Here is a 26,286-nt window from a genome sequence, read left to right on the forward strand (position 1 = left end):
GAAGGAAAAATTATGAAGCTGAACATGCCAATAAAATACCTGATCCTCTATATCTTCATGTCTGCACTCGGGGTGCTCGCATTCATCATGTTCGGACACTACCTCTCCACGGCGCTTGAGGATATCGTCATAGAGGGGGCTGCACCTGCTGCTGGCGCAATGATCTGGATTGCCCTGTTCTTCATCCTCTATGCACTCCTTTCTGCACTGTACAAAGTAATCGGGGCGAGGGTGGCGAATAGCAGAATCGAAGCGCTTGCGCACAGGGTGGTGGCAAGGATTGGTGACCAGACGCGGAAGCATTCGGAATCGATGCTCAATGCAATCTTCGTCCACCTCGAGAAGTATCGTCCATTTGAAAAGGTGTTCATTCCGACCGTCATCCAGACGGCAGTCAAAATTACGGTCATCATCGCTGCGATGTTCCTGATCCACAGGAATGCAGCCTTCATCATGCTGTTCACAGCGCCGTTCGTGCCCCTCTACTATGTACTGGTGGGGCTCCGGACCAAGGACGAGTCCGAGGCGCAGGCCGCCCAGTTCGATGAACTCGGCACACTGTTCCTCAATCTGATCCGGGGAAAGAATACGGTCAAGCATACAGGGGCGGAGCATACGGTAATCGAAAGACTCAGGCAGTATAACGAACGCTATGTCAGGGAGACCATGCATATTCTGAAGTATGCCTTCCAGTCCACATTGATGCTCGAATTCATCACGATACTCGGCATCGGACTGATTGCACTTGAAGTGGGGCTGCAGATCATCATTTTCGATGGTATCACCTTCTATGCGGCCTTCTTCACACTGCTGCTCGCTCCTGAATTCTACAATGCCCTGAAGGTGCTCGGCATCGAGTTCCATAACGGAAAACTCGCGCAGGGACATCTGGAACGCATAGAGGAATGGCTCGATACCGATTCCGACAGGAGCGACTACAGGACATTTGATGCAGCGCCCGAGTCCGTTGCACTAAGGAACGTCTCCATCGGCCATGGGCAGGATATGCTGCTCGAAAATGTCGATATGGCACTGCCGGAGACGGGTTTCATTGCCATCACCGGCCCATCGGGCATCGGCAAAAGTACGTTCATACGCATGCTGCTTGGCCTGCATCGGCCAAGGAAGGGTACTGTCGCTCTGTCAGATGAAGATGTCGGATACATTTCGGACGAGGTCTACTTCTCGGACACCACGATCCAAGAATATGTTTCAGATGGTGAGTATGGGGAGGCGGATGTTATCAGTATACTGGATCAGCTCAGGCTGATGGACAGTCTCGACAATCTGGAGAAAGGCATCCATACACCGATAGTGAACCACAACATCCCACTCTCCGGCGGTGAAATCGTCAGACTGAAGATGGCAAGGGTGCTGATCCGTCGGCCCCGCATCATCCTGATGGACGAGCCGACCGAATTCCTTGATGCCACGACCGAGGCGCTCATCATGGAACACTTGGCTGAACTCAAGCAGGAGGCGGCAATCGTGGCAGTGGTCCACCGCAGGAAACTGCTGAAAATCGCGGACCGCCACTACACATTCAGCAACAGGCAGATCACCCTCGCGAAAGGGGAGTCATGATGGAATTCTTGAAAAATGAAAGGAAGCAGATACTCTACAGCATCATGCTTGGCCTTGTCGGTGGTCTTGTCGGCATTGCCCTGTTCGGGCTCAGCGGGTACATGATCAGCCTGAGCTTCTTCGATCCGCCATTCTTCGTCATCATACTGATCATTGCAGTCATCAAACTTTTCGGCATGATGAAGGGGGCTTTCAAGTACATTGAACGGCTCCTTTCCCATGAGGCGACTTTCCAGCTGATCGGCCGGCTCAGACTGGACTATTTCAGAAGCACGATCCGGACCGGGCGGAATACGCACAGTGTAAAGTTCATCCAGAAGCTGAACCAGTATTTCGAGCAGGTGGAGAACTATTACATCCGTATCATCTATCCATACATCGTTGCCGTACTGATTTCACTGCTCCTCATGGTGCTCTCGGTCTACTTCGGCATGGCTTTTGTGGTGCTGACAGGCGGGATTGGGCTCATGCTGCTCTTTGTCATTCCAAAGGTTTTTGAAGGACGGATGTCGAAAGCGCTCGAAGCAAGGGAGGCCACGGATGATGCCCTCTACAGCAGGCTCTATCACTTCATCCATGACTATACAGACCTATGGGTGACAAAAAGGGCGGGGAGGGAAGAGGCGCGCCTCTCCCCTGATATGGAAAGGATCAGAAGGAATGAGGACAAGGTGGCCATGTATGAAGCAGCGATGCAGTTCATTGCCCAGCTGGTCCAGATTTCAGCAATCATCCTGATCATCCTTATGCTCCAGGAAGATACACCGCTGTGGGTGCCGATGGTGATGCTCATTGCCCTGAGCTATTTCGATCTGGCAATGCCCGTAATGAATCCTGCTAGCCAATACCGGAGGGTGAGGGCGGCAGTATCAGAACTGGAAACGGATGTGCCCCAGGAGGAGACGGGGGCGCATTCTGAAGTGACGGCAATCCAGGTGGCAGGACTGGACTTCCGTTATCCGAATGCATCGCTTGATGTACTGAAGGATATATCTGTGACATTCAAAAAAGGCGAGAAGCATGCCATCATCGGCAGCAGCGGTTCCGGCAAGACGACTTTGATTGAACGCGTCATCCATGGAGACCCGGCAGTGACCCTCTATAATGGGGACAAAGAGGCAGGTCACAGTGCATTGAGGGGCAATGCTTCAATCATGCCGCAGCAGCTGGATTTCTACAACGCGACGGTGATGGATAACATCACTCTGTTCGGACATGTCGAAAGGTCGCAGGCAGAAGCCGAAAACGATCTGGAGGCGTTGGGAATGGCGCACTATGCACCAGAGACAGCCATCGAATTCACCGGCAGGCTGTCGGGTGGTGAACAGAAGCGGCTCCATTTCATCCGCATGCTGGCTGAAGACAAGCCACTGTGGATTATGGATGAGCCGACGGCACGGCTGGATGACCGTCTGAAGCAGAAGATATGGGACCGCATACTCTCAAAGCCGACACTCATCATAAGCACGCATGATCTCAGCAGGCTCGAAGCATTCGATTTCATCCATTATATGGAGCAGGGACGCATCATCGAATCGGGTCCATACGAAGAGCTGATGCAGCAGAAAGGTGCAGTATACCAGGCAGTCCAGCGCTTCAAAGACTTGCTATAGTATTATATTTCAGTAAATGCTACACTGGTTGAAACATAACGTGGCGTGAAAGAAGGGATAAACATGAAAAAAATAGCAGTGGTAACGGATTCCGCTTCCGGTGTCGATTATGCATACAAGGAGAAGCATGACGTCAAAGTGCTTCCAATGTCTGTCATCATCAATGGTGTCGCCTATAGGGATGGCATTGATGCGACGACTGAAGAAATATATGACATGCTGAAGGAAAGCGGGGAAGGGGCAAAAACCTCCCAGCCGACCATCGGCGAGTTCATGGAAATATATGAAGCACTTGAAGCGGATGATGACTATGAAGCAGTCATAGCCATCCACGCATCGAGTGAGCTTACAGGCACATACCAGAGTTCGATCAGTGCATCGGAAGGCATGTCAAAGCCTGTATATGTCATCGATTCCCGTATCGGCAGCTATCCGATGAAGCAGATGGTCGAGCATGCAGTGGAGGCCAGGGAGTCGGATAAGGATATAGAGGAAGTCGTTGATGAGATCAGGGAGATGACTACACAGACCCAGCTCTACCTCCTCCCCCAAAGCTTCAGTCAGATGAGGAAAAGCGGAAGGGTATCCGCTTCCCAGTCAATGCTTGCCTCTGTACTCAATATCCATCTGAAACTTGAATTCGATGATGGCAAGGTCGTCGTCGGAGAAAAGCTGCGTACCAAAAAGAAGATAGTCAATGCAGTGCTTGAAAATCTCGAGTCGCACATAAAGGAAGACGCGGTGGAAACAATCGGCATTGTGCATGCCGGCAGTTCGAGTCTGGTGGATGAATGGAAAAGGAAGATCAAAGAGCGATTGCCCCAGGTCGATTTGGTAGTCGAACCCCTGGTTACTGTAGCCGGGGTGCACACCGGACATGGCACAATTGGATTCGGGTTTACAAAAGGCCGATAGGAAATGCGATTCGGAATCAGTTCCGGATCGCAATTTTTTCTGCAAGTCCGAAAAAGCATGGAGGCCAGGAGTGGCGCTTGGACATAAAGCCTACATATTATATTAGGAATAAAAGTGACTGGTAGTAGCAAGGGGAAAGCCGATTATGGTAAAATGACTATAATTATTAACTTTTGGGAGGTGACTACAATTGGGAAGGCGGATTTGAAATTTCATGTGCCGACTGAGATGTTAGAAGAGAATCGTTACCCTGTTTCAGAAAGCACTTTACGCGAAAATTGTAGTCATATATTACCGGAGGTGAATCCCTTCTAGACAAGGGAACTAATTGGACATAACCACGATATGGAACTTAACTTTATTTGTAATTCTTATATTACTCACAATGCTTTTTGTAGGATCTGAATTTGCACTCGTCAAAGCAAGGCTTTCCCGCATCGATCAGCTCATTGAAGAAGGAAACAGGAAAGCGCGCCGCGTGCGCAAAATGACATTGGAACTCGACTATTACCTATCCGCATGTCAGCTGGGTATTACTGTAACTGCCCTTGGTCTCGGCTGGATCGGGGAGTCGACTTTCGAAGTCGTGCTGCACCCTCTTTTTGAACTGATCGGGGTACCTGATCAATTGACGACGGTATTGACCGTGGCGCTGGCATTCATCATCGTCACATTCATTCATGTTGTTGTCGGCGAACTTGCACCAAAGACAGTCGCAATCCAGTATGCTGAAAAATTGGCATTGATACTTTCAGGCCCCCTGTATTTCTTCGGAGTCATCATGAAACCACTGATCTGGACGATGAACGGCGCAGCAAGATTCCTCGTCAGACTCGTCGGGTTCAAGGATGTGCCCGTTGAACAGGCCCACTCTGAAGATGAGCTTAAGATTATAATGACACAAAGTTATCAAAGTGGAGAAATAAATCAGACGGAACTGGCATACATGCAGAACATCTTTTCATTCGATGAAAGGCTGGCAAAGGACATCATGGTGCCAAGAACACAGATGATCACACTGACGGACCCTGTAAATATCGAAGATGTACTGGAAAATGTCAAAGAGCATAACTATACCCGCTACCCTGTAACCGAGGAGAGTGGGGACAAGGACCAGATCATCGGCTTCCTCAATGTGAGGGAGTTTCTGACGAACCATGTGTCGGATGAAGAAGTCAGACCAGAGGATCATATACATGAAATACCGATGCTTACTGAAGTCTCCCGCATCAGTGACGCACTGGTGAAGATGCAGCGTGAGCGTGTGCATATCGCACTCATCATCGACGAGTACGGTGGTACAGCGGGTATGATCACGATGGAGGATATCCTTGAAGAGATCGTCGGAGAAATCAGGGACGAATTTGATGAGGATGAGGAACCTGATATTGTCAAGGTCGAGGATAACATCTATCATATAAATGGACGCGTACTGCTCGATGATCTCAATGAGCAGTTTGACATCACATTCGACAACAGTGACGACATCGATACCATCGGCGGTTGGCTGCAGAGCGTCAATACCGATATCGAAACGGATGACTATGTCAATACGGAAGAAGACAAATGGATTGTACTCGATATGGATAACCATCTGATCAAACAGGTTGCGCTGCTCAAAGGCTATAACCAGTCTAATGATGATAATGAAGAGGAATAGAAATAGAACCCCACAGAGTGGGGTTCTATTTTTGTGCATGCGTACCGGATTCAAGATACTTGTATAAATCATAATCGAGCGGTCTCTCCATCACCATGTTCATCGTCACTACAGGTTTGCCCGTGCCATCGTTCATCCTTGTCTCCTCCAGTGTCTGATAGTCGATATGGCCTTCACCGAGGTAGTAGAATGTGGTTCCTTCATCATCGTCCTTCTTGACGAAAATATGAATTGGGGCACCCTGCCTGTGTGCGTGGAGGATGGTTTTAATCTCTTTGGACTCGAGTGTACGGTTGCTGCGGGTGAACCACTTGAGCGTATTTGGGTCAAGGAACTGGTCCTCGTACCTGATGGTGTCTTCAATATCCTCGTTCTTATGATAGGTGATGAATACTGGACAGGTCCCGTGCTTGTATTTGTAGCCGTATAATGTGGAGGACTCATCCTTATCCCAGTTGAGGAGGCGACAGGCATCCTTCCGGGAATACTTGCGGTTGATCGTCAGGGAATTCGATTGGTCGTACTCCTTGCCGAGAGCAAGGGACAGTTCCATGACTTGACTGACATGTTCCCTGACTACAGGATTCTCCAGAGCACTGGAGAATGTATCGGAAGGATGGATGAAGTCACCTGCAACTTCAATGAGCGGCTCACCGTATTTCTTTATGTCCTGCTGCGTGTGAAATGCGTGGGTGAGGACCCGAAGAAGCGAATGCATCGTATCATCGGTCATATGATAGCCCCGCCTATGCATATCCAACTGGAAATCCCTCATATTGACCGGTGATTCGATGACCTGCTGCAGCAGGAGGGTCTCATGGATGCGCTTGCCATCAGCGATCTCCTTGGAAAGGAAAGCCAGAACCTGATGATCATTCTTTGATATGCTCAGATCCTTCTCTTTGATTTTAACCAGGAATTCCAGATAATGGCTGTACTTATGCAGTATCACCAGTGGATCGATGACATCCGTATCATCATGGAAATCAATGAGCGTGGGAAGCCTGCCGATTTTATTTTTAAGGTACAGGTGCATTTCCTTCAGGAAACTCTGGCTGTTGAGTGTCGTTGTGCTGATGGACCTGTATATCTTTTCCTTGGCAATTGATTCAAAATTGATGGTGGAGACGCCGCTGATTGCATCCCGGTCTATGAGGGATTTCCTGAGCCTGTCCTTGTTGTATGACCTGTCGCCTGTGAGGGCGATGGGAATCATGTAGTTGTTCCTGTAGTTGCCGATGAAGTCGATGACCGTCAAGTATTCCTTGTCATCATGCTTTCTGAGCCCCCGGCCAAGCTGCTGGATGAAGATGATGCTCGACTTTGTCTGACGCAGCATGACCACCTGGTTGAGGGATGGGATGTCGACGCCTTCATTGAATATATCCACCGTGATGATGTAATCGAGCCGCCCATTTTCCAGTTCCTTGATCGTCTGCAGGCGCACCTGCTGGGGATCATCACCAGTCAGTGCCCGGGTTCTGTAGCCGCGCATATTCAATGCCTGGCTGAGCTCTCCAGCTTCCTTCCTGTTGGACACGAACATCAGCCCCCTGAGCGTCTCGCCGGAATGGCCGTAGTATTCGATCTTTTCCACAAGATGTGCGACCCGATCATTGCTGGTCAGTTGTCCGAGCGCAGTCGTATCGTCGATGCTCATGCCGTCCTTCTCGTAATCGGTGACGCCGAAGTAGTGGAAGGGCGCCAGAATCTCCTCCTCCAATGCCTGCTGGAGGCGGATTTCATAGGCGATGTTGTAGTCGAACAGGCTGAATATCTCCATGTCATCCGTCCGTTCGGGTGTGGCAGTCATGCCAAGCAGAAATTCCGGATTGAAATGATTGAGAATCTTCCTGTATGTCGCCGCGCTGGAGCGGTGCGCTTCGTCCACGATGATATAATCGAAATCATCCGGATCGAACTGTTCCAGGTTGGCCGTTTTAGACAACGTCTGGACAGTGGCAAAAAGGTATTTCACATCCCTCCTTTTTGTACTGCCGCTGTATATTCCAAATTCTGATTGGGATGCATCGAGCAGGTTTGAAAAGTCGTTCATGGATTTCTCCAGAATCTGTTCCCGATGCGCCAGGAAAAGCATGCGACCGGGTCTGTACTGCTGCACATCAAAAGCTGCCAGATATGTCTTCCCGGTACCGGTGGCGGAAACCACAAGTCCCTTATCCTTTCCGGCTCTCCGCAGACCGGCCAGTTCGATCAGGGCCTCCTTCTGCATGATATTCGGCTGGATGACCTGACCGGTCAGGGCTTTGTGCTGATATCTGGACCTATCTTCGATGACTTCCAGCACCTTCCGCTGTTCCGGCTGTTCAACATGGGTCTGTTCATACTGCCGGATCCATTCGGCATCTACAGTTGTGGATTCTTCCCATAACTTTTCGAATTGGCTGTTGAAATGCTGGATGACCGCTCCATTTTCAAGGCTTGTCAGCTTGAGGTTGTATTCGTAGTTCTTTTTCAGTGCAGCATCCGTAAGGTTGGAACTGCCGATGAACATGGAGGAATAGTGGCTGTTTTTGAAGACATACCCTTTTGCATGGAAACCTTCCTTGTCGGCCACCCTGACCTCAAGGTTCGGTATGTTGAGCAGTGCTTTGAATACTTTGGGCCTGTTGAAGTTCAAATATGTAGAGGTGATGATCCGTCCGCCCCTGTTCCTTTTCGCAAGTTCATAGAGCGCCGTCTTCAAAGTCGCCAGTCCGCCTTCAGTAATGAAGGCGACGGATATGGAGAACGAAGTACAGCCTTCCATTTCATCAAGCATGGAAGAGAGTACATTCTCCTCTTTGGAATTGATGATTATGCGTGGTGGATGATGGCCAATCTTGTGAGTATGCTGGTCCAGGAAACCTTGTTCGTATGCATTCAATAAATTATCTCTGTTCACTTCCATATAATTACACCTCTTTCTCTTCATTATATGAGAGTAGGGGATACTTTCCAAGATCTCCTTCGCACTTTCAAAAATATTCAAAATGATTATGGGGATGTGATAAAATGAAACTAACAAACGAGGGTGGTGTCCAAATGGGTATTTTTGAGTTTCTTGTCACAATCGTCCCGGTTGCACTTTTCTTTTCCATTCCGCTCTACGCCATCAACGTCGGACATAGGCAGAAGAAGGAGAAGCTTGAAATCCGGAGGCTCCAGGAGGAGAAGGAGCTGGAACGGCTCAGGCAGGAGAACTTCCTGCTTGAGAATAAGCACATGCAGATTGAACTCGACCGTATGAAGGAAGAAAGCGAGCAGCGGCGTCTGGAAGATTCCAAGGAATCGCGCTGGCTGATAAAGGATACTAAAGACGAAATCACAGAAAAAAAGACCTCGTAAAGTAAATTACGAGGTCTTTTCACGTATTATGCCCTGTTGCCGCCAAGTGCTTTCATAATGAATGAAACAATAAGAATTAAAATGATTGCACCGAGCAGACCACCGATAATACTTACACCGCCGACTTCCGGTCCAAAGCTCAAGCCGAGTGCATTTGCAATGGCAGCACCGACAAGTCCTGCGATGATGTTTCCAATGATGCCGAATGGTACGTCTTTACCGATAATGAGTCCGGCGAGCCATCCGATGATGCCGCCTACGATCAATGTGATAATCCAACCCATGGATAATTCCTCCTTGTGTCTTGATTGTCTGTTTTAACATAAGAAATAAAACTTCTTTCTAGTAGAATAAATACCCATGGACTGGCTTTTCTAAACAAAATTATGAAATTTTTGCTGATCTCATCTCTTCCTTCCTGTACCGTCTCATGATGAAGAGGAAGAGGATGAGTGCCAGTGTGACACTGACCGCACTGGAGAAATAGATGGTGCTGTAGCCGAACGCCTCGGCAACGAAGCCATAGCTGATGGCACCGAGTCCGACACCGAGATCGAAGGCGGAAAAGAACGTTGCGTTGGCCATGCCGCGGCGGTTGTTCTCGACGCGGTTGACCGCCCAGGCCTGAAGCGCCGGCTGCACACATCCGAAACCGAAGCCGTAGAGTGCGGCTGCCACGAACAGAAATATCGGCGTCGGCAGGAAGCCGAGCAGAATCATCGCTGCAATGATGGCCAGGGAGCCCGGGATGAATACGATGGTGATGCCATGTCTGTCATACAGTCTGCCGGCGAGTATGCGGGAGAGCATCAGGAATGCTGCATATATGACAAAGTAGAACTGGATGTAGGTGGAGTCGAATCCCTTCTCATACGTATAGACCGGCAGGAATGTGGCGATGCCGCCGAATGTCACGGTGATGAAGAAGAGCAGTGAGGCGGGAGCCAGTGCACGCCGCTCTACAATGTCGAAGTGCGGATAGGATTCCTTCTGCTTGCGTGTATCAGCGACTTTCTCCGGTTTGTCGTATTTGATGTTGGCAGCGAGGATGATTGCGGTGAGGCCGAGCAGGCCGCATATCGCAAACAGCATCGTAAAGGAGATGTGGTTGACCAGGAACAGCCCGAGTGCCGGACCGAAGGCAAGCGCAATGTTACCGCTCAGCCCGTAATACCCGAGTCCTTCCCCACGGCGTTTCCTTGGCACGAGGTCTGTGGCGATTGTACCGGCGGAGGTGCTGGAAAGCCCCCATCCGACCCCCTGGATGATTCTGACCATCAGCAGCATGAGGATGGTGAAGCTTGCGGCAAGGGAGAACATGGAAACGACGAAGAGTGCGAGTCCAGTCAGGAATACCGGTGCCCGGCCCTTCGTGTCCAGAAGCTTGCCCGCACTCGGCCGTATGAGCAGTGCAGAGAAAGTGAATATCCCCACAACAATTCCAATCCAGCGGTCGCTCGCCCCGATTTCCTGGACGAACAGCGGCAAGGTGGGCAGGGTCATCTGGAACGCGGTAAATATGAAGAAATTGACGATGACGATGAGTATAAAGTCTTTTGTCCATATTTTCTGGTTTTGATCCGACATGTAATTTCAACCTTCTTACTTTTGATTGTTTTTTATGGAGATGATTTTATTTCGAAAATCGAAAAAAGGAATAATATTCATTCTACATCAATGAAATTAATTTTTCATCCGTCATAGAGAGTATATCCTTATTTTCTTAAACAAATCCGAATGTGGTAAAATAGGAGGAAATTAAGACAAAGGACAAATCTGTACTGATGAAAATACTCATGATAGACAATTACGACTCTTTTACATATAATCTTGTCCATTATCTGGAGGACAATTCCGAGGTGACGGAGGTGATGGTCCGGACACCGGATGAGCTGGGTCAGCTTTGCCTGGAGGACGTTTCGGGCATCATCATCTCACCGGGCCCTTCCCATCCGGCAGACCGCCAGGAAGTGATGGATTTCATCGAAGGGTGCTGGCATGCGTATCCCATACTCGGCATCTGTCTTGGCCATCAGATGCTCTGGCATATGGCCGGAGGGATGGTCGGACGCGGGGTGCGCCCGATTCATGGCCACATATCGGAAATCAACCATGATGGCCAGGGGCTGTTCCGCGGTCTGCCCGGTGCCTTTACAGTCACCCGGTACCATTCACTCGTCTGCTCGGGGGAAGCGCCCCGCGGGTTCATCGTCTCGGCCCGGACAACGGATGGTGTCGTGATGGCAATACGCCACGAGCGCTATCCGGTCTACGGACTGCAGTATCATCCCGAGGCGATCCTCTCCGAGTACGGCAGGGAGCAGTTGGGACGGTTCATCAGTGTGCTGAAGGAAGGTGAAATGGATGCAGGTCCATGTAAAGTTTAAAAAGGCGGGCAGGACGGAAGAATTTTATTTTACGGAGCCTGTCGAAGTGATGACTGAACAATACATGTCGCTGGATGAAGCGCTGGAGCGCGCCCAGCACCATGCTGAGGGGGCACGATATGTGATTCCGGCCCTCAGCTACGAGGCGAAGGAGGGCGGCCCGTTTATCATCGGCGTCTTTGAAGCACCGGTGGACAGGGCGGCGTTCCTGAAGGATTATGATGGCGATGGTGTATACATGATGGGGGAACCCGTCTTCACAGAACCACCCGGAAAAATTATGGCGGACATCGAAAAGATCCGAAACAGCATAAAAGACGGCCATACGTATCAGGTCAACTACACGACCCGGCTCAAAGGCACTTTTTCCGGGGACGCCCATGCTCTGTTCGAACAGCTCATCGCAAAGAACAATGGTGACTATACGATGTTCATCCACTGGAAGGGGAGGGCAATCGTGAGCTGCTCGCCGGAACTCTTTTTCGAAGTGGATGCAGCCGGAAAGATTTCGACCCGGCCAATGAAAGGCACAGCAAGAAGGTATGACGACCCGGTGAGGGACCAGGAGAGTTTTGAGTTTCTGAAGCATTCGGGCAAAGATCGGGCGGAGAATGTAATGATCGTCGATCTTCTGCGCAACGATCTGTCGAAAGTGGCCAGAAAAGGCAGCGTACATGTGCCTGAACGCTTCACGATCGAGCACTATGATACGGTCTATCAGATGACTTCGACAGTCGAAGCGGAACTGGCAGAAGGCACAGGGCTGCCGGATGTGATCGAAGCCCTCTTTCCGTGCGGATCGATCACCGGGGCGCCGAAGCAGTCGACGATGGAGATCATCCGTGAACTTGAGCGCACGCCCAGGGGCTTCTATTGCGGCACTCTCGGCATCATGCATCCGGACGGCTCCCAAGTATTCAATGTCCCCATCCGTACGCTGTATATCGAAGGGGGCCGATATGAATATGGCACAGGCGGCGGCATCACCTACGATTCCATACCCGAAAGCGAGTATGATGAAATGGTCGCCAAGACTGCCTTTCTTGAAGACGGAAGATACAAGCTGATCGAGACGATGCGTCTCGAGTCCGGGACCGTCAGGCGATTCGGGCTGCATGAGAAGCGTGTCCTGAAATCGGCACGTGCCCTTGCCTTCTCGCCGCCGGACTTCAGGAGCGAAGTCATGTCATACATTGAGAAGCACGGCCTAAATGGGATGGACGACATCTGCAGGCTCCGTGCAGTCGCCGATGCCGCAGGCCGGCTGACACTCTCACATGGAGAAGTTGAAGATATGTCGCACGCAGATGCCCGGCTCGCGGAAGGGCCGATTAATGCATCCCCGATGTTCCTGACGAATAAAACGACGGTCAGGCACCATTATCACAGTGTGAGCGATGATTTCCCCATCGTTTTATATTATAATGAATATCAGCAACTGACCGAATTCAATATCGGCAACCTGGTCGTTGAAGAGGATGGGGAATTCCATACACCACCCGTCACCAGCGGTCTGCTTGATGGCGTGATGCGGCAGTGCCTGATGGCACAGGGAATTTTGACAGAACGGGACTATTCCCTGGAATCATTCCTTGAAAAATATGAGAACGGCAGTATAAAAATTTATCTGATCAACAGCCTGAAAGAATGGGTGGGGATCAATCTGAATATTCCGGGGTGAAGGCATGTTAACTCTCTTTTTAATAATATTGGTGATTGCGATTGTGATGTTTACCCATTTCGTAGTGACATACCTCATTGAAAATGATGTCAAGATCGTGGGGGTGCTCCTCGCTTTTGTCGGAGTCATCGCAGCCATCATCATCGTACAGTTCATCATCAGTGGGATCACCGATTTCGTTGCGGGTGAATTGGATATTTTCTACAGGGATAATTAGGAGAACATTTGAGGAGGAACCAGTCATGATTTTTGCAAATGGGGATTGCTATGTCACATACCAGCAGCCGGAACCGATCGATTCCACGAAGCGGGTGGAACTGGAGCAGGCATTTGAAGAAGGGGACCACGTCTATCTGAGGGACATGGTCACGACCGAGCACACACTCACTTTCTACTATTCTCCCATCAGAGTGATGGAAGAGAGGAACACCATTGAACCCGGTGATATCATCATAGAGGAAGTCGGGGAATTTCTCACAGGAATGGAGTTTTCAATATGAGTCTAATCATACAGGACAGCGGGATGCTGACGCTTCTGCAGACACTGGACCCCGAGGATTCCGCCAGGGGCAATGAATACAACGGAGCCTGCGACCGACTTGCTCATCAGCTTGCCAACCAGCTTGTAGGGAACAGCCCCGATCAGCCGACCATCGAAATGACGTTGCGCCCGGGGGCAATCAAATTCACAGAGCCGACCATCGTCGCCTTCTCAGGTGCGGAATTCAAGGCGAAGTCCGGCGACCGCAACATCTTCATCAACAGGATATATATGTTCGATCGTGGAGATGAGCTTGTATTCGGAGAATCCACAAGAGGGAACAGGGTCTATCTGGCTGTTGCCGGCGGCATCAAAGTCGAAGGATCGAATATTCTGCAGTCCGGTGATGAGGTCATCATGTGCCGCAACTATACTGCACAGCATGATGAGCTTTTCAATATGCTTAAGCAGCAGAATGAAGTGAACTGGGGTGTCGACACCTATGCGCTCGTTGAAGTGTATCTGTCAGACACGTACCATGTGGTCAGGCGTCCGGATGTGCCGGAGGAAGTCTATAGGGCCATCGAAGCCAATGAGTACACGGTGAGGAATGAGAAATACCGTGCGGCCCTGTACCTTGAAGGTGATGAGGTGGACATGGTTCCCGGTGGCATCGAACATCCGGGCCTCAAGGGTGGGGTATATATTGCAGACGGCCAGCCTGTCATTGCATTGAACGACTTCAATGACAATACGACTGCACCGCATGCCGGTACGATACCATCCTATCATCTGCACAAGCTCGTCCAGAAGCGTGCAGGCTCCAAAATACGCTTCAAATGCATCGAGGCGGAAGATGCGCATGCGAACCTGTATGCCCACCACCTGTGGGTGAAAAGCCTGTTCAAGGCCATCGACTACAAGCTGTCGAAGGAGCTTATCAAAGAAAAGATGTAGCGTGCGATCCCAGGGCGGCGGCCCTGGGATTTTTTTGATGATTTCTGGCAAAATTTAAATCGCCAGCAACAATTGGGCTGAAAAATAAGGTATAATGATGTATCAGAAATAATGGACTTTTGGTAATGACCAGTGAACGGTGGGATCGGTTTTGATATGGAAAAAATTTTGAAGCAGTATTTTGGATTTGAAAATTTCAGACCTAAACAAAAGGAAATCATAGAATCGGTCGTAAGCGGCCACAATACTCTGGGCGTGCTGCCGACAGGATCAGGGAAGTCGATCTGTTTCCAGGTGCCGGGTCTGGAGATGAAGGGCCTGACGCTTGTCATCTCCCCGCTGATCTCATTGATGCGGGACCAGGTGGGGACGTTGAATGCACAGAACATTCCGGCGGCCTACTTGAATTCGACCCTGAAAAAGAAGGAAATAGATACTGTGATGTCGGGCCTCGAATCGGGCCGGTACCAGTTTCTCTACGTGGCGCCGGAGCGTTTTAATAACGAAGAGTTCCGACAGCTGATCAGCCGGCTGGACGTTTCCCTGATTGCATTTGACGAGGCGCACTGTATTTCAAAGTGGGGCCATGACTTCAGGCCGAGTTATCAGAACATCATCCCTGTATTGAAGGAACTCGTGCCGGAGGCGACTACGGTTGGACTGACTGCCACGGCAACGGAGGAAGTCCAGGAAAACATCCAGGAGCTTCTGGACATCAAAGGGGCACATGTATATACGACAAGTGTCGCCCGGGAGAACCTGCATCTCAGCGTCAATCCGACATATCAGCGTGAGCAGTTCATAGAATCCTACATCAAAGACCGTCCCGGTGCTCCCGGCATCGTCTATGCGGCCACACGTGCAGAAGTGGAGAAGATATCGCTCCACCTGGAAGAGCATGATGTTGAAAATGTCATCTACCATGGCGGCCTCGGCAAAGAGGAGAGGAACCGCAACCAGCGGCTGTTCATTACAGGGGAAGTGAACATCGCTGTAGCGACGAACGCTTTCGGCATGGGGATAGACAAGCCCGACATCCGCTTCATCATCCACCATAACCTGCCGGGCGATCTCGAGAGCTACTATCAGGAAATCGGGCGTGCCGGCCGGGATGGGGAGATCAGCGAATGCATCCTGATGTCCAGTCCGCGTGACGTCAACCTCCATCAGTTCTTCATCGACCGATCAAGCTCGACGGAACAGTACAAGGATCACATGCGTGCAAAGCTCGACCGTATGATCCAGTACAACCGGACGAACAAGTGCCTGAGCAGCTTCATCATCAAATACTTTGATGCAGATGAATATGTAGTGGAGTGCGGGAAGTGCTCAAACTGCCGGAATCCCGGACGCACATATGACATGACGCTCGAAGCGAAGCTTGTCCTGAACCTTCTGGCGCAGAGCGAGATGCCTGTGACCAAGGAGCAGGCCATCCAGATACTGCGGGGGGAGGCGGCTGAAAACGTCCTGGCATTCAACCTGGATACACTGAGTGCATTCGGCACGATGGAGAGCTATCTGACGAGCGAAGTCAACCATATACTGGAGGAGCTCATCTACAGGGGCTACGTGCATCTGAGGGACGAGCAGCTCTATATTGTGGACCGGAGCAGGAAAGTGATGAATGGATCGGCCACACTCCATACCGTGCCTTTCAGAAGGTTTTTTAATGAAAAGGTGGATATCAGCACAGCCTCCTCGCCGAATGAGATACTGTATGAAAAGCTGGTGGAGACGAGGCGCCGCCTTGCCGAGAAGCATGGCGTGGAGGAAGCGTCCATATTCACGGACAATGTACTCAGGGATTTTGCCAAGAAGGTGCCCGAAACCAAGCAGGATATGGTGCATATCCAGGGGGTCGGAAACTACAAACTGAAACATTACTGCCCAGAGTTTCTCGAGACGATCAATGCATACAAGAGGCAGATGACCGAAACGGAATAATCCAAGCCGGCCGATGGCCGGCTCTTGTCGTTACATGGTGGAGTGCTTCGGCGGCCTGTTCTTCATGAACATGTAGAAGCTGGCTGAAAAAATGATGATGTAGCCGAAGATGGACAGCATGTCCGGCACTTCATTGAAGAAGACGATGCTGAAGATTGCCGTATAGAGTATCGTGGAATAGAAGAATATCGATATCTCCCGGGCCGGAGCATAGCTGTATGCGATGGTCAGCCCGAACTGGCCGAATGCCGCAGACAGCCCGGCGAGGACGAGCATCCAGAACTGGGATGCAGTCATCGGCTCATACTGCCAGATGAAGAATGGCAGCAGGACGGCCGAGGAGAAGAAGGAGAAGTAGAAGACCACTGTATAGAATTTTTCCCGGCTGCCAAGGACCCTGAGGACCGTATAGGCTCCTGCTGCGAACAGTGCCCCGAGCACCCCGACCACGGCATACAGCGTCTCACTCGACATGGAGGGCTTGATGATGAAGACGGCACCGATGAAGGCGATGAGGATGGCAATCATCTGATATTTGCGGATGTATTCCTTGAGGAAAACAGCGCAGAGTATTATGGTGAAGAAGGGGCTCAGCTTATTGAGTATGTCCGCATCGCTCAGCACCATCCTGTCGATTGCGAAGAAGTTGAGCAGGACACCGGTGACACCAAGTGTCGAACGCAGCATCAGCAGCCCCTGGTTCTCCCGGCGGCCAAAAAGCTTCTCCCTGTAGTATAATGCCAGGGAGAGGGAGACGATCATCGCAACGAAATTCCTGAAGAACGCCTTCTGGACCGTCGGCAGATCCCCGCTGTATTTTACGAAAAGGGCCATGAGACTGAAGCCCAATGACGAGATGAGAAGGGCGATGATGCCCTTTGTTGTATTACTCATTTAAATGCAGCTCCATAATAAAATTTTTGATGAAATTTTTATTTCACAGTTGTATGAAGACAGAGTTTTACCAAAAAATTTTTGGTCGAATTTTTGCTATAGTATAACATACATATGGTGCGACTTTGGCTATATTTAAGTGATATTATTCCCAATGAAATGTCTTATTATGCCATTGATAATTATGGATGATTATGTCATTATAGAACGTGCAATACACATATATTGTGTGTAAATTTTCAGTAGGGCACAATATATAGTGTTTACTTACTTTAAGAAGCGTGTAAAGAGAGAATAGAAGCAACCCATGATTTTCGGACGAGAGTTCGATTATTTTATTTTGCAGGACTAGAAATGAGGGGGCGTTGGCATGCTGATTGCATTCTATTCCATGACGGGGAATACCAGACGCTTCATCAGGAATTCCGGGGTGGCTGAACACTACGACACCTATGAAATCACTGCTTCAAACAGCAGTGGACAGATCCGGGAACCCTTCATACTCGTTACCGGAACCTATGGCTTCGGCGGGGTACCCGATGAAGTGAAGTCGTTTCTTGAAGTGAACCACGAATTGATGGTGGGTGTCGCGTCAAGCGGCAACCGGAACTGGGGGAACAACTTTGCGCGTGCCGGAGAGCATATCAGTGACGAATACGGAGTACCATTGCTGATGAAGTTTGAGCTTCATGGAAACCAGAAAGACAGAGAAGAATTCATTGAAAAGGCAGGGGCTATGCATGAAAGTCTTGGACGAGAAAAAATACAACCATATTGAACTGAATAATGAAGTGACAAAACGCGATGAAACAGGTTTTTATCAGCTGCATAAAGACCAGGAGGCCCTGGCGGTGTTCATGGAGGAGGTCAAGGACAAGACCATCCATTTCGACAGCGAGCTCGAACGTCTGCACTACCTCGTGGACAACGATTTCTACTATGACCTGTTCGCGGAGTATTCCGAAGAGGATGTAATGGACATCGTCACGTATGCAGACAGCATTCCATTCCAGTTCAAGAGCTACATGGCAGCGAGCAAGTTCTTCAAGGACTATACATTGAAAACGAATGACAAGAAGCAGTATCTGGAGGACTACAAGCAGCATGTGGTGATTGTGAGCCTCTACCTGGCGAAGGGCAACAAGGAACAGGCGAAACGCTTCATCCTGTCGATGATCGAGCAGCGCTACCAGCCGGCGACACCGACATTCCTGAACGCAGGCCGTGCACGCCGTGGCGAAATGGTATCCTGCTTCCTGCTTGAAGTCGATGACAGCCTGAATTCCATCAACTACATCGATTCCACAGCCAAGCAGCTTTCCAAGATCGGTGGCGGTGTGGCAATCAACCTGTCCAAACTGCGTGCCCGTGGGGAAGCGATAAAAGGCATCGAAGGCGTGGCCAAAGGTGTACTTCCGGTGGCCAAAGCGCTGGAAGGCGGATTCGGCTATGCCGATCAGCTGGGCCAGAGACCAGGCGCCGGTGCAGTCTATCTGAACATCTTCCATTATGATCTGCCTGAATTCCTGGATACGAAGAAAGTGAATGCGGATGAAGATATCCGCCTTGCAACGATCTCCACCGGACTCGTCGTCCCGTCCAAGTTCTTCGACCTGGCCAAGAACAACGATCCATTCTATCTGTTCGCACCGCATACGGTCGAACGCGAATATGGCCAGTCATTGGACGATATGAACCTCGATGAGATGTACGATGAACTCGTTGCAAACGACAAGGTGAAAAAGCGCGAGATGGATGCACGCGAGATGCTCAATACGATTGCACAGACACAGCTGCAGTCCGGCTATCCGTACATCATGTTCAAGGACAATGCCAATAAGGTCCATCCGCTGAAGGATATCGGACAGATCAAAATCAGCAACCTCTGTACAGAGATCTTCCAGCTTCAGGAGACATCAACAATCAATGACTACGGTACGGATGACGAAATCCGCCGTGACATCTCCTGCAACCTGGGGTCGCTGAACATCGCCAATGTAATGGATTCCGGCAAGGTGCGCGACTCCGTTCATGACGGCATCGAAGCGTTGACCGTCGTCAGTGATGACACTGCGATTGCGAACGCACCGGGCGTCAAAAAGGCGAATGATGAACTGCATTCCGTAGGCCTCGGAGCGATGAACCTCCACGGCTACCTGGCGAAGAACAAGATCAGCTATGAATCCGAAGAGGCGAGGGACTTTGCCAATGTATTCTTTATGCTGCTTAATTTCTATTCCCTTGAAAAATCAATGCTGATCGCCAAGGAACGCGGAGAGACGTTCAAGGACTTCGAGAAATCCGACTATGCGACAGGCAAATATTTCGAGCGCTACATTTCAGAGGCGGTGGAGCCGAAATCCGAAAAGGTTGCGGCCCTTTTCTCCAATATCCACATCCCAAGCCAGCAGGATTGGGAGGCACTGCGTGATGAAGTGATGGAAAATGGCCTGTTCCATGCGTACCGCCTGGCAATTGCGCCGACACAGAGCATCTCCTATGTACAGAATGCAACCAGTTCCGTGATGCCGATTGTGGATACGATCGAGCGCCGGACCTACGGCAACTCGGAAACGTTCTATCCAATGCCGTTCCTCTCTCCGGAGACGATGTGGTACTACAAGAGTGCATTCAATACGGACCAGATGAAGCTGCTCGATATGATTGCGACAATCCAGCAGCATATCGACCAGGGCATCAGCACAATCCTGTATGTGAATTCCGACATTTCTACAAGAGAACTGGCAAGACTGTATATATACGCACACCATAAAGGATTGAAATCCCTCTATTACACAAGGAACAAACTGCTCAGCGTAGAAGAGTGCACAAGCTGTTCCGTGTAATATAATCGAGCGACGATAAAGGAGTCATTAAAATGATTGCAGTAAACTGGAATAAAGAAGACGACATGACGAATGTCTTTTGGCGTCAGAACATCTCACAGATGTGGGTGGAATCGGAATTCAAGGTTTCCAAGGATCTGAGTTCATGGTCAAACCTTACAGAAGATGAACAGGACACATTCAAAAAGGTGCTTGCGGGGCTCACAGGCCTGGACACCCACCAGGCTGATGACGGCATGCCGCTCATCATGCTTCATACGGAGGATCTCCGTAAAAAAGCAGTGTACTCCTTCATGGGAATGATGGAGCAGATCCATGCAAAATCCTATTCCCATATATTCACGACACTCCTGTCATCCAAGGACACGAATGAACTCCTGGATGTCTGGGTGATCGAAAACGAACAGCTCAAATACAAGGCGGATAAGATTGTCGGATACTACCATAAACTCTATGGCAAGGAAGCTTCCGTATACGACCAGTACATGGCGCGTGTCGCCAGTGTATTCCTCGAGTCCTTCCTGTTCTATTCCGGATTCTACTATCCGCTGTATCTTGCCGGTCAGGGCAGGATGACGACAAGTGGTGAAATCATCAGGAAAATCCTTCTCGATGAATCAATCCACGGTGTGTTTACAGGTCTCGATGCACAATCCCTCAGAGGCGAACTCTCTGCTGAAGAGAAGGCGCATGCAGACAAAGAGATGTATGAACTGCTCAAGGCGCTCTATGCGAATGAGGAAGTCTATACCAAAGAACTCTATGACAACCTGGGTCTGACAGAGGATGTCCTGAACTATGTCCAGTACAATGCGAACAAGGCACTCTCAAACCTTGGTTTCGATGCCTACTTTGAAGAGAAGTCGTTCAACCCGATCATCGAGAATGCCCTCGATACGACAACGAAGAACCATGATTTCTTCAGCGTCAAAGGCGACGGCTATGTGATTGCGCTCAATGTCGAGCCGATTCAGGATGAAGACTTCATCTTTGATGATGTGAAATAAGGGCATCCTGTATAAAGTTAAAATGTCCCACAAAAAAGTGGCACGGAGATCACAATAGATCTTCGTGCCACTTTTCGTTTAATTGAAAACATCGTGACGCCGGAGGACTTACTCTTCAGGCTTCTCCTTCAATTCTTCACCATTTTTCCCTTCATATCTCAGGCCCCAGCCTGTCAATGCTGCGAAAAGCATGATGAGGAAAAGGAACCAGCCCTGGAATACAAATGGGAATACTGCTGTCGGTTCAACGACAGGCAACCAGTCATATGATTGGTTCCTTATTGTTTGAATCGTTGACCAGCCCAATAGAACTGGTGCGCCCCAAGGGAAGATATATCCCAATGCTGAAGTTACAGCGTCCAGCATATTCGCCCTGCGGTAACGGTGGATCCTATATTTTTCCCCGATCTCCCTCACGAAAGGTGCCGCAGCAATTTCTGCAGCAGTGTTGATCGTTATTGAACTATTCAGTATGGAGACTATTGTCCAGATGGAAAGTTCGGCGCGTCGGACAGAGTTTCTGATCCATTTGACCAGGCCTTCAGTTATCGCCGCCATCGTTCCGCCGAGCCTCATCAAATGCGCTGCACCGACTATAAGCAGAATCAGGATGGCCATGTTGAAATATCCAGTCAACCCGGAAACCAGTGCCCCTTCAACAACTGTGTCCGACTCCGGGTTAAAGCTTAAAATATCTCCCAGTGACCCGGGGGCTAATGTAATGACCAGCAGGATGGCCGATAAGATTCCCCACGTCAGGGACGTCAGGAGATGCTGGCCGGATAAGGCGAGGATGAGTACAAGAGCGAAAGGTACGAGCATGATCAATCCGTCCGGCGTGACGGAATCCAATATGGAGGCGGTTGAAGCCTGGTCGGTTGTGGAAGCGCCTCCTCCTCCGAAGATGCCAAACAGGATTGCGGCAGGAATCGCTGCAGCAATTGAATATTTGAAACGACTGCGCACAACCCCCGGTACATCTGCGTTCTGTGTAGTTGCAGAAACAATTGTCGTATCGGATACCGGTGCCAGGTTGTCACCGAATACCGCGCCAGCCAGAATGGCCGCGAACATGAATGTCGGGTCCGCCCCGACAGCGACCCCTGCCGGATACATCAGTGTACAGAACGCAACGGTTGTACCATATCCAGTGCCGACAGCAGTTGAAAAGACAGCTGCCAATAAAAAGGTAAGTGCGACGAAGAGGCCCCCTTCAACCCCTGTCACCGAACCAATCCATACCAAGCCCTCAACCAGTCCGCCGACCTGCAGTACCTGTGCGAACATGCCGGCATAGAACCAAGCCACCATCGCAATCAGACCGACCGGTTGAGCCAATCCGTCGAACAGCCCCTGGGCGTAGTCTTCCCATTTGCTTTTGCACAGAAGCAGCCCCAGGGTCACCCCGATCACCGCGCCGAGTACAAGTGCCACCTCTGATGATAGTTGCATTACACTGATGGTTATCGCCCATACTACAAAAAAGAGTAGGGGGACTGCCGCCCCAAAGGGGCCCAGACGAAAATCCAGTTTGTCTACAGTTCTTTCTCCAGTTGCACGATCCAATTCTTCGTTATTGGTCAAATTTCTTCCCTCCCCATAGTTGAACCGACACCGTTAGATGGTGTCGATTTTCACTATCATTCTAACATATACTCAGAAAACAGATAATATTCAAAATAATATCAGGTAGAGTAAAATCGATGATACGCTTGAAATGGCGCCCATAGATGGTGTTTGCAGTGAATTGAAGCAGAGCATTCATCTTGACAAAAAATATATATATCATATGATAAGGGTAGAGTTTTTCAACTGAATACAATCATTCTTTCGGGGCAGGGTGAAATTCCCAACCGGCGGTAAGCTTTGAAGCAAGCCCGCGACCTGCATCGTCCCTGACGATGTGGCTGATCCAGTGGAAGTCTGGAGCCGACAGTGAGAGTCTGGATGGGAGAAAGAATTGCAGAGCCTATTATGAAGATGGGGCTATTTGTCATACCTTCATACAGTAGTGCTTATTCAGCATTGTCAGCAATGCTTATTTCTGCATATAATTTTACAGCGCCGATGGATATTCTATTCATTGGCGCTTTTTATGTTCAGGAGGGAAAAACTTGAATCGATATATGAAGATGGCGTTTGATCTGGCCCGCATGACAGTGGGGCAGACGGGGAAGAACCCTGCAGTAGGCGCCGTCATTGTCAAAGAAGGAAAAGTGATCGGCATGGGGGCGCACCTCGGCTACGGCAAGCCGCACGCAGAGCGGCAGGCACTGTCGAGCTGCAGCGAGGAACCGGCGGGTGCAGACATCTACGTCACATTGGAGCCGTGCTCGCACCATGGCAAGACACCCCCGTGCACTGAAGCAATCATTGAAGCGGGTATCAGCAATGTCCATTACGCAGCCAGGGACCTCAATCCGAAAGTGAGCGGCCATCAGGTGCTTGCCGAAGCCGGGGTGAATGTATTCCATCAGCCGGACGAGGCGGTCGATCAGCTCTATGCACCTTTCTTCAGTCATCTGGAACGGCACCGGCCGAACGTGACGTTGAAATGCGCCATGAGCCTGGATGGCAAGCTTGCACTCGATGATGGAACGAGCACATGGATTACCGGAGAAGCGGCACGGACCGATGTCCACCAGGAGCGGCATGTCCACGATGCGATACTCGTGGGAGGCGGCACACTCATCCATGATGATCCGTTGCTCACCGCAAGAATCGAAGGAGGCGGCGCATCGCCGGTGCCGGTGGTGCTCGCAGGAGACTGGGAACTGCCTGATGGACTGAAGATTTTTGAACACCCGAAACAGGCGATCGTCTATACGACGAATGAAACAAACTTGAAACATGACGGAATATGTGAAGTGAAAGTGGGGGAATGGTCCCCTGGAGCCATACTGGACGATCTTTATGGCAAAGGCATTTCATCCCTATTTGTGGAAGGGGGCGCACGCGTCCTGACTTCCTTCATAAAAGAGGGACTATACGACCGGATATTGACTTACGTTGCCCCGAAGATATTTGGTGAATCAAGACACACACTATATAAGGAACAACCTGCTTCGATGGAAGCGGCGGTTCAGCTTGAGATGGTTGATGTTGAAAAGCTCGGGTCCGACCTTAAATTAACTTATAGAAAGGCTTGAGCATAATGTTTACAGGAATTATTGAACAGATCGGCGAAGTGAAGAAAGCGGCGGATACAGGAGAACATACGGTGTTTGAAATATTTACGGGTACATTCGATGACCTGAAACTTGGAGATTCAGTCAGTGTGAACGGAACGTGCCTGACAGTGACGGGACTCGATACGGACAGCTTCACAGTCGAGATGGTCAACGAGACGAAGCGCATAACGAGCCTCGACAGGGTGGAAGCGGGAATGCCCGTCAACCTTGAGCGGGCACTGACGCTGTCCACACGGCTCGGGGGGCATATCGTCTCCGGCCATGTGGATGGTACGGGAGAAATCACTTCCGTCCATAACGACGGCAGTGCGCTGGTCATGCGTATCGCCTGCCCGCCAACTTTGATGAAATACATGGTGAAGAAAGGCTCTGTCGCAGTTGATGGCATCAGTCTGACACTGTTCGACGTCGATCTGAAATCGTCCGAAATCATCCTCAACCTGATTCCGGAGACGCAGGAACGTACAACGCTTGCACAAAAAGACACGGGTGCACGAGTCAATATCGAGGCGGATATGCTGATGAAGCATGTGGATCATCTGCTCCACTCCTCCGGATCGTTGAATATCGACGCGCTCGAGGAAGTGGGTGAACGCCATGTTTGATACGATTGAAGCTGCAGTTGAAGATTTGAAGCAGGGGAAACTGATCATTGTTGTGGATGATGAGAATCGTGAAAATGAAGGGGATCTGGTGGGCGTTGCAGAATATATTACAGCTCGTGAAGTGAACTTCATGGCAACCCACGGCCGCGGTCTGATCTGTACGCCATTAACCGGGGAAATTGCAGAAAAGGCTGGCCTTGGTCCGATGGTCAACAACAACAGCGACCCCCACGGTACAGCTTTCACAGCCTCCATCGACCATGTCTCCACAACAACCGGCATCAGCGCCCATGAACGGTATGACACGATCCGTGCGCTGACGGATGAGAATGTTGCACCTTCCCAATTCAATGCACCCGGCCATATATTTCCGCTGGTCGCAAAGGGCGGCGGTGTACTTGAACGCATGGGGCACACCGAAGCATCGACGGACCTCGCTCGTCTGGCGGGGGCGGTGCCGGTCGGAGTGATATGCGAAATCATGAATGATGACGGCACGATGGCACGTGTGGACGACTTGAAAATCTACAAGGAGAAGCACGGCCTTAAAATGATAACGATAGAAGACCTGAAGCGGCATATGCAGAAGTTCACAGGTGTCACCCTGGAGAGCACCGTCCAGCTGCCGACGGACTATGGCCGGTTCAAGATGTACGGGTTCGTAGACAATGACACGGGCAAGGAACATCTTGCGCTTGTCCACGGCGAACTGAAGAACAATATGACCGTGAGGATCCATTCGGAATGCCTGACCGGGGACGTGTTCCATAGTCAGCGCTGCGACTGCGGGGAACAGCTCGAGCGTGCGATGCGCATCATCAACGATCAGGATGGCATCATCCTGTACATGAGACAGGAAGGCCGGGGCATCGGTCTGATCAACAAGCTCAAAGCCTATGAACTGATTGAGCAGGGCTATGATACGGTGAGTGCTAACGAGCATCTCGGCTTTGATGCCGACTTGAGGAAATATGATGTGGCGGCGGCCATGCTCCACCAGCTCGGGCTGGATGAGGTGACACTGCTCAGCAACAATCCGAGAAAAATCAAGGGGCTCGAAGAGGAAGGCATCAAGGTGAACCGGCAGAGCCACATCGTTCAGGCGAATGTCGTCAACCAGGATTATTTGAAGACCAAAAAAGAAAAACTTGGACATCTGCTCTAGGAGGC

At 50.3% G+C, this 26,286-nt stretch carries 23 protein-coding genes and 1 riboswitch; of the genes, 18 read left to right on the top strand and 5 right to left on the bottom strand.

What is annotated here, in order from left to right:
* Nucleotides 1-12 precede the first annotated feature (12 nt).
* The 4 genes from BO53_RS0108480 to BO53_RS0108495 all read left to right on the top strand — a co-directional run bounded on the left by BO53_RS0108480 (nt 13) and on the right by BO53_RS0108495 (nt 5,772).
* Nucleotides 13-1,584: an ATP-binding cassette domain-containing protein gene (locus BO53_RS0108480; protein WP_031547263.1), complete on the top strand. Its 1,572-nt coding sequence runs from the start codon at nt 13-15 to the stop codon at nt 1,582-1,584.
* The gene (locus BO53_RS0108485) at nt 1,584-3,197 is read left to right on the top strand and encodes an amino acid ABC transporter ATP-binding/permease protein (RefSeq protein WP_031547264.1); all 1,614 of its coding nucleotides are present in this window, start codon (nt 1,584-1,586) and stop codon (nt 3,195-3,197) included. Before BO53_RS0108480 ends, BO53_RS0108485 begins: the two co-directional genes overlap by 1 nt.
* A 63-nt stretch (nt 3,198-3,260) precedes the next feature.
* Complete coding sequence (locus BO53_RS0108490) at nt 3,261-4,112, top strand: DegV family protein (protein WP_031547265.1); 852 nt, start codon at nt 3,261-3,263, stop codon at nt 4,110-4,112.
* 328 nt (nt 4,113-4,440) lie between these two features.
* Nucleotides 4,441-5,772 (top strand): hemolysin family protein, encoded by a 1,332-nt coding sequence (locus BO53_RS0108495; RefSeq protein ID WP_031547266.1) that lies wholly within the window; start codon nt 4,441-4,443, stop codon nt 5,770-5,772.
* A 25-nt stretch (nt 5,773-5,797) separates the two neighbouring features.
* Here BO53_RS0108495 and BO53_RS0108500 read toward each other — a convergent pair whose 3' ends face one another.
* Nucleotides 5,798-8,683, bottom strand: coding sequence for a DEAD/DEAH box helicase (locus BO53_RS0108500; RefSeq protein WP_031547268.1), 2,886 nt, complete (start codon nt 8,681-8,683; stop codon nt 5,798-5,800).
* A 104-nt stretch (nt 8,684-8,787) separates the two neighbouring features.
* On the opposite strand from BO53_RS0108500, the gene BO53_RS0108505 reads away from it, so the two are divergent.
* Nucleotides 8,788-9,120, top strand: a complete 333-nt coding sequence (locus tag BO53_RS0108505; RefSeq protein WP_245608222.1) for a hypothetical protein — start codon at nt 8,788-8,790, stop codon at nt 9,118-9,120.
* A 26-nt stretch (nt 9,121-9,146) separates the two neighbouring features.
* Here BO53_RS0108505 and BO53_RS0108510 read toward each other — a convergent pair whose 3' ends face one another.
* Entirely contained in the window at nt 9,147-9,404 is a 258-nt protein-coding gene (locus tag BO53_RS0108510) for a GlsB/YeaQ/YmgE family stress response membrane protein (protein ID WP_031547271.1), read from the bottom strand.
* A gap of 100 nt (nt 9,405-9,504) precedes the next feature.
* The gene (locus BO53_RS0108515) at nt 9,505-10,707 is read right to left on the bottom strand and encodes an MFS transporter (protein WP_031547272.1); all 1,203 of its coding nucleotides are present in this window, start codon (nt 10,705-10,707) and stop codon (nt 9,505-9,507) included.
* A 197-nt stretch (nt 10,708-10,904) separates the two neighbouring features.
* On the opposite strand from BO53_RS0108515, the gene BO53_RS0108520 reads away from it, so the two are divergent.
* The 6 genes from BO53_RS0108520 to recQ all read left to right on the top strand — a co-directional run bounded on the left by BO53_RS0108520 (nt 10,905) and on the right by recQ (nt 16,573).
* Nucleotides 10,905-11,507 (top strand): anthranilate synthase component II, encoded by a 603-nt coding sequence (locus BO53_RS0108520; protein WP_031547274.1) that lies wholly within the window; start codon nt 10,905-10,907, stop codon nt 11,505-11,507.
* Nucleotides 11,485-13,188 (top strand): chorismate-binding protein, encoded by a 1,704-nt coding sequence (locus BO53_RS0108525; protein ID WP_051683072.1) that lies wholly within the window; start codon nt 11,485-11,487, stop codon nt 13,186-13,188. Before BO53_RS0108520 ends, BO53_RS0108525 begins: the two co-directional genes overlap by 23 nt.
* A 43-nt stretch (nt 13,189-13,231) precedes the next feature.
* On the top strand, nt 13,232-13,405 hold the full coding sequence (locus tag BO53_RS0108530) for a hypothetical protein (protein WP_245608225.1): 174 nt from the start codon (nt 13,232-13,234) through the stop codon (nt 13,403-13,405).
* Between the two features lie 25 nt (nt 13,406-13,430).
* Nucleotides 13,431-13,688: a hypothetical protein gene (locus BO53_RS0108535; protein ID WP_031547278.1), complete on the top strand. Its 258-nt coding sequence runs from the start codon at nt 13,431-13,433 to the stop codon at nt 13,686-13,688.
* Nucleotides 13,685-14,626 carry a 5-oxoprolinase subunit C family protein gene (locus BO53_RS0108540; protein WP_031547280.1) on the top strand — a complete coding sequence of 314 codons (942 nt, stop codon included), beginning with the start codon at nt 13,685-13,687 and terminating at the stop codon, nt 14,624-14,626. Before BO53_RS0108535 ends, BO53_RS0108540 begins: the two co-directional genes overlap by 4 nt.
* 156 nt (nt 14,627-14,782) lie before the next feature.
* On the top strand, nt 14,783-16,573 hold the full coding sequence (gene recQ, locus BO53_RS0108545) for a DNA helicase RecQ (protein ID WP_031547281.1): 1,791 nt from the start codon (nt 14,783-14,785) through the stop codon (nt 16,571-16,573).
* 30 nt (nt 16,574-16,603) lie between these two features.
* On the opposite strand, the gene BO53_RS0108550 is transcribed toward recQ, so the two are convergent.
* Entirely contained in the window at nt 16,604-17,467 is an 864-nt protein-coding gene (locus tag BO53_RS0108550; protein WP_031547282.1) for a DMT family transporter, read from the bottom strand.
* A gap of 370 nt (nt 17,468-17,837) precedes the next feature.
* On the opposite strand from BO53_RS0108550, the gene nrdI reads away from it, so the two are divergent.
* The 3 genes from nrdI to nrdF are packed head-to-tail and all read left to right on the top strand — an operon-like array spanning nt 17,838 to nt 21,320.
* Entirely contained in the window at nt 17,838-18,245 is a 408-nt protein-coding gene (gene nrdI / locus BO53_RS0108555) for a class Ib ribonucleoside-diphosphate reductase assembly flavoprotein NrdI (RefSeq protein WP_031547283.1), read from the top strand.
* Nucleotides 18,208-20,313, top strand: coding sequence for a class 1b ribonucleoside-diphosphate reductase subunit alpha (gene nrdE / locus BO53_RS0108560; RefSeq protein ID WP_031547285.1), 2,106 nt, complete (start codon nt 18,208-18,210; stop codon nt 20,311-20,313). Before nrdI ends, nrdE begins: the two co-directional genes overlap by 38 nt.
* A 32-nt stretch (nt 20,314-20,345) precedes the next feature.
* Nucleotides 20,346-21,320 (top strand): class 1b ribonucleoside-diphosphate reductase subunit beta, encoded by a 975-nt coding sequence (nrdF, locus tag BO53_RS0108565; RefSeq protein ID WP_031547286.1) that lies wholly within the window; start codon nt 20,346-20,348, stop codon nt 21,318-21,320.
* Between the two features lie 108 nt (nt 21,321-21,428).
* On the opposite strand, the gene BO53_RS0108570 is transcribed toward nrdF, so the two are convergent.
* Nucleotides 21,429-22,904: a Na+/H+ antiporter NhaC family protein gene (locus BO53_RS0108570; RefSeq protein ID WP_031547289.1), complete on the bottom strand. Its 1,476-nt coding sequence runs from the start codon at nt 22,902-22,904 to the stop codon at nt 21,429-21,431.
* A gap of 238 nt (nt 22,905-23,142) precedes the next feature.
* Nucleotides 23,143-23,283: riboswitch (FMN riboswitch) on the top strand.
* Here BO53_RS0108570 and BO53_RS13900 point away from each other — a divergent pair.
* From BO53_RS13900 to BO53_RS0108590, 4 genes are all read left to right on the top strand, one after another.
* Nucleotides 23,268-23,438, top strand: coding sequence for a hypothetical protein (locus tag BO53_RS13900; RefSeq protein ID WP_156956123.1), 171 nt, complete (start codon nt 23,268-23,270; stop codon nt 23,436-23,438). It overlaps the preceding riboswitch by 16 nt.
* Entirely contained in the window at nt 23,435-24,469 is a 1,035-nt protein-coding gene (gene ribD, locus BO53_RS0108580; RefSeq protein WP_245608223.1) for a bifunctional diaminohydroxyphosphoribosylaminopyrimidine deaminase/5-amino-6-(5-phosphoribosylamino)uracil reductase RibD, read from the top strand. Before BO53_RS13900 ends, ribD begins: the two co-directional genes overlap by 4 nt.
* Before the next feature lie 5 nt (nt 24,470-24,474).
* Nucleotides 24,475-25,116, top strand: a complete 642-nt coding sequence (locus tag BO53_RS0108585) for a riboflavin synthase (protein WP_031547291.1) — start codon at nt 24,475-24,477, stop codon at nt 25,114-25,116.
* Nucleotides 25,109-26,281 carry a bifunctional 3,4-dihydroxy-2-butanone-4-phosphate synthase/GTP cyclohydrolase II gene (locus tag BO53_RS0108590; RefSeq protein ID WP_031547292.1) on the top strand — a complete coding sequence of 391 codons (1,173 nt, stop codon included), beginning with the start codon at nt 25,109-25,111 and terminating at the stop codon, nt 26,279-26,281. Before BO53_RS0108585 ends, BO53_RS0108590 begins: the two co-directional genes overlap by 8 nt.
* The last annotated feature ends 5 nt before the right edge of the window (nt 26,282-26,286 follow it).

The organism is Salinicoccus luteus DSM 17002 (genome assembly GCF_000712035.1).
Lineage (GTDB): Bacteria > Bacillota > Bacilli > Staphylococcales > Salinicoccaceae > Salinicoccus > Salinicoccus luteus.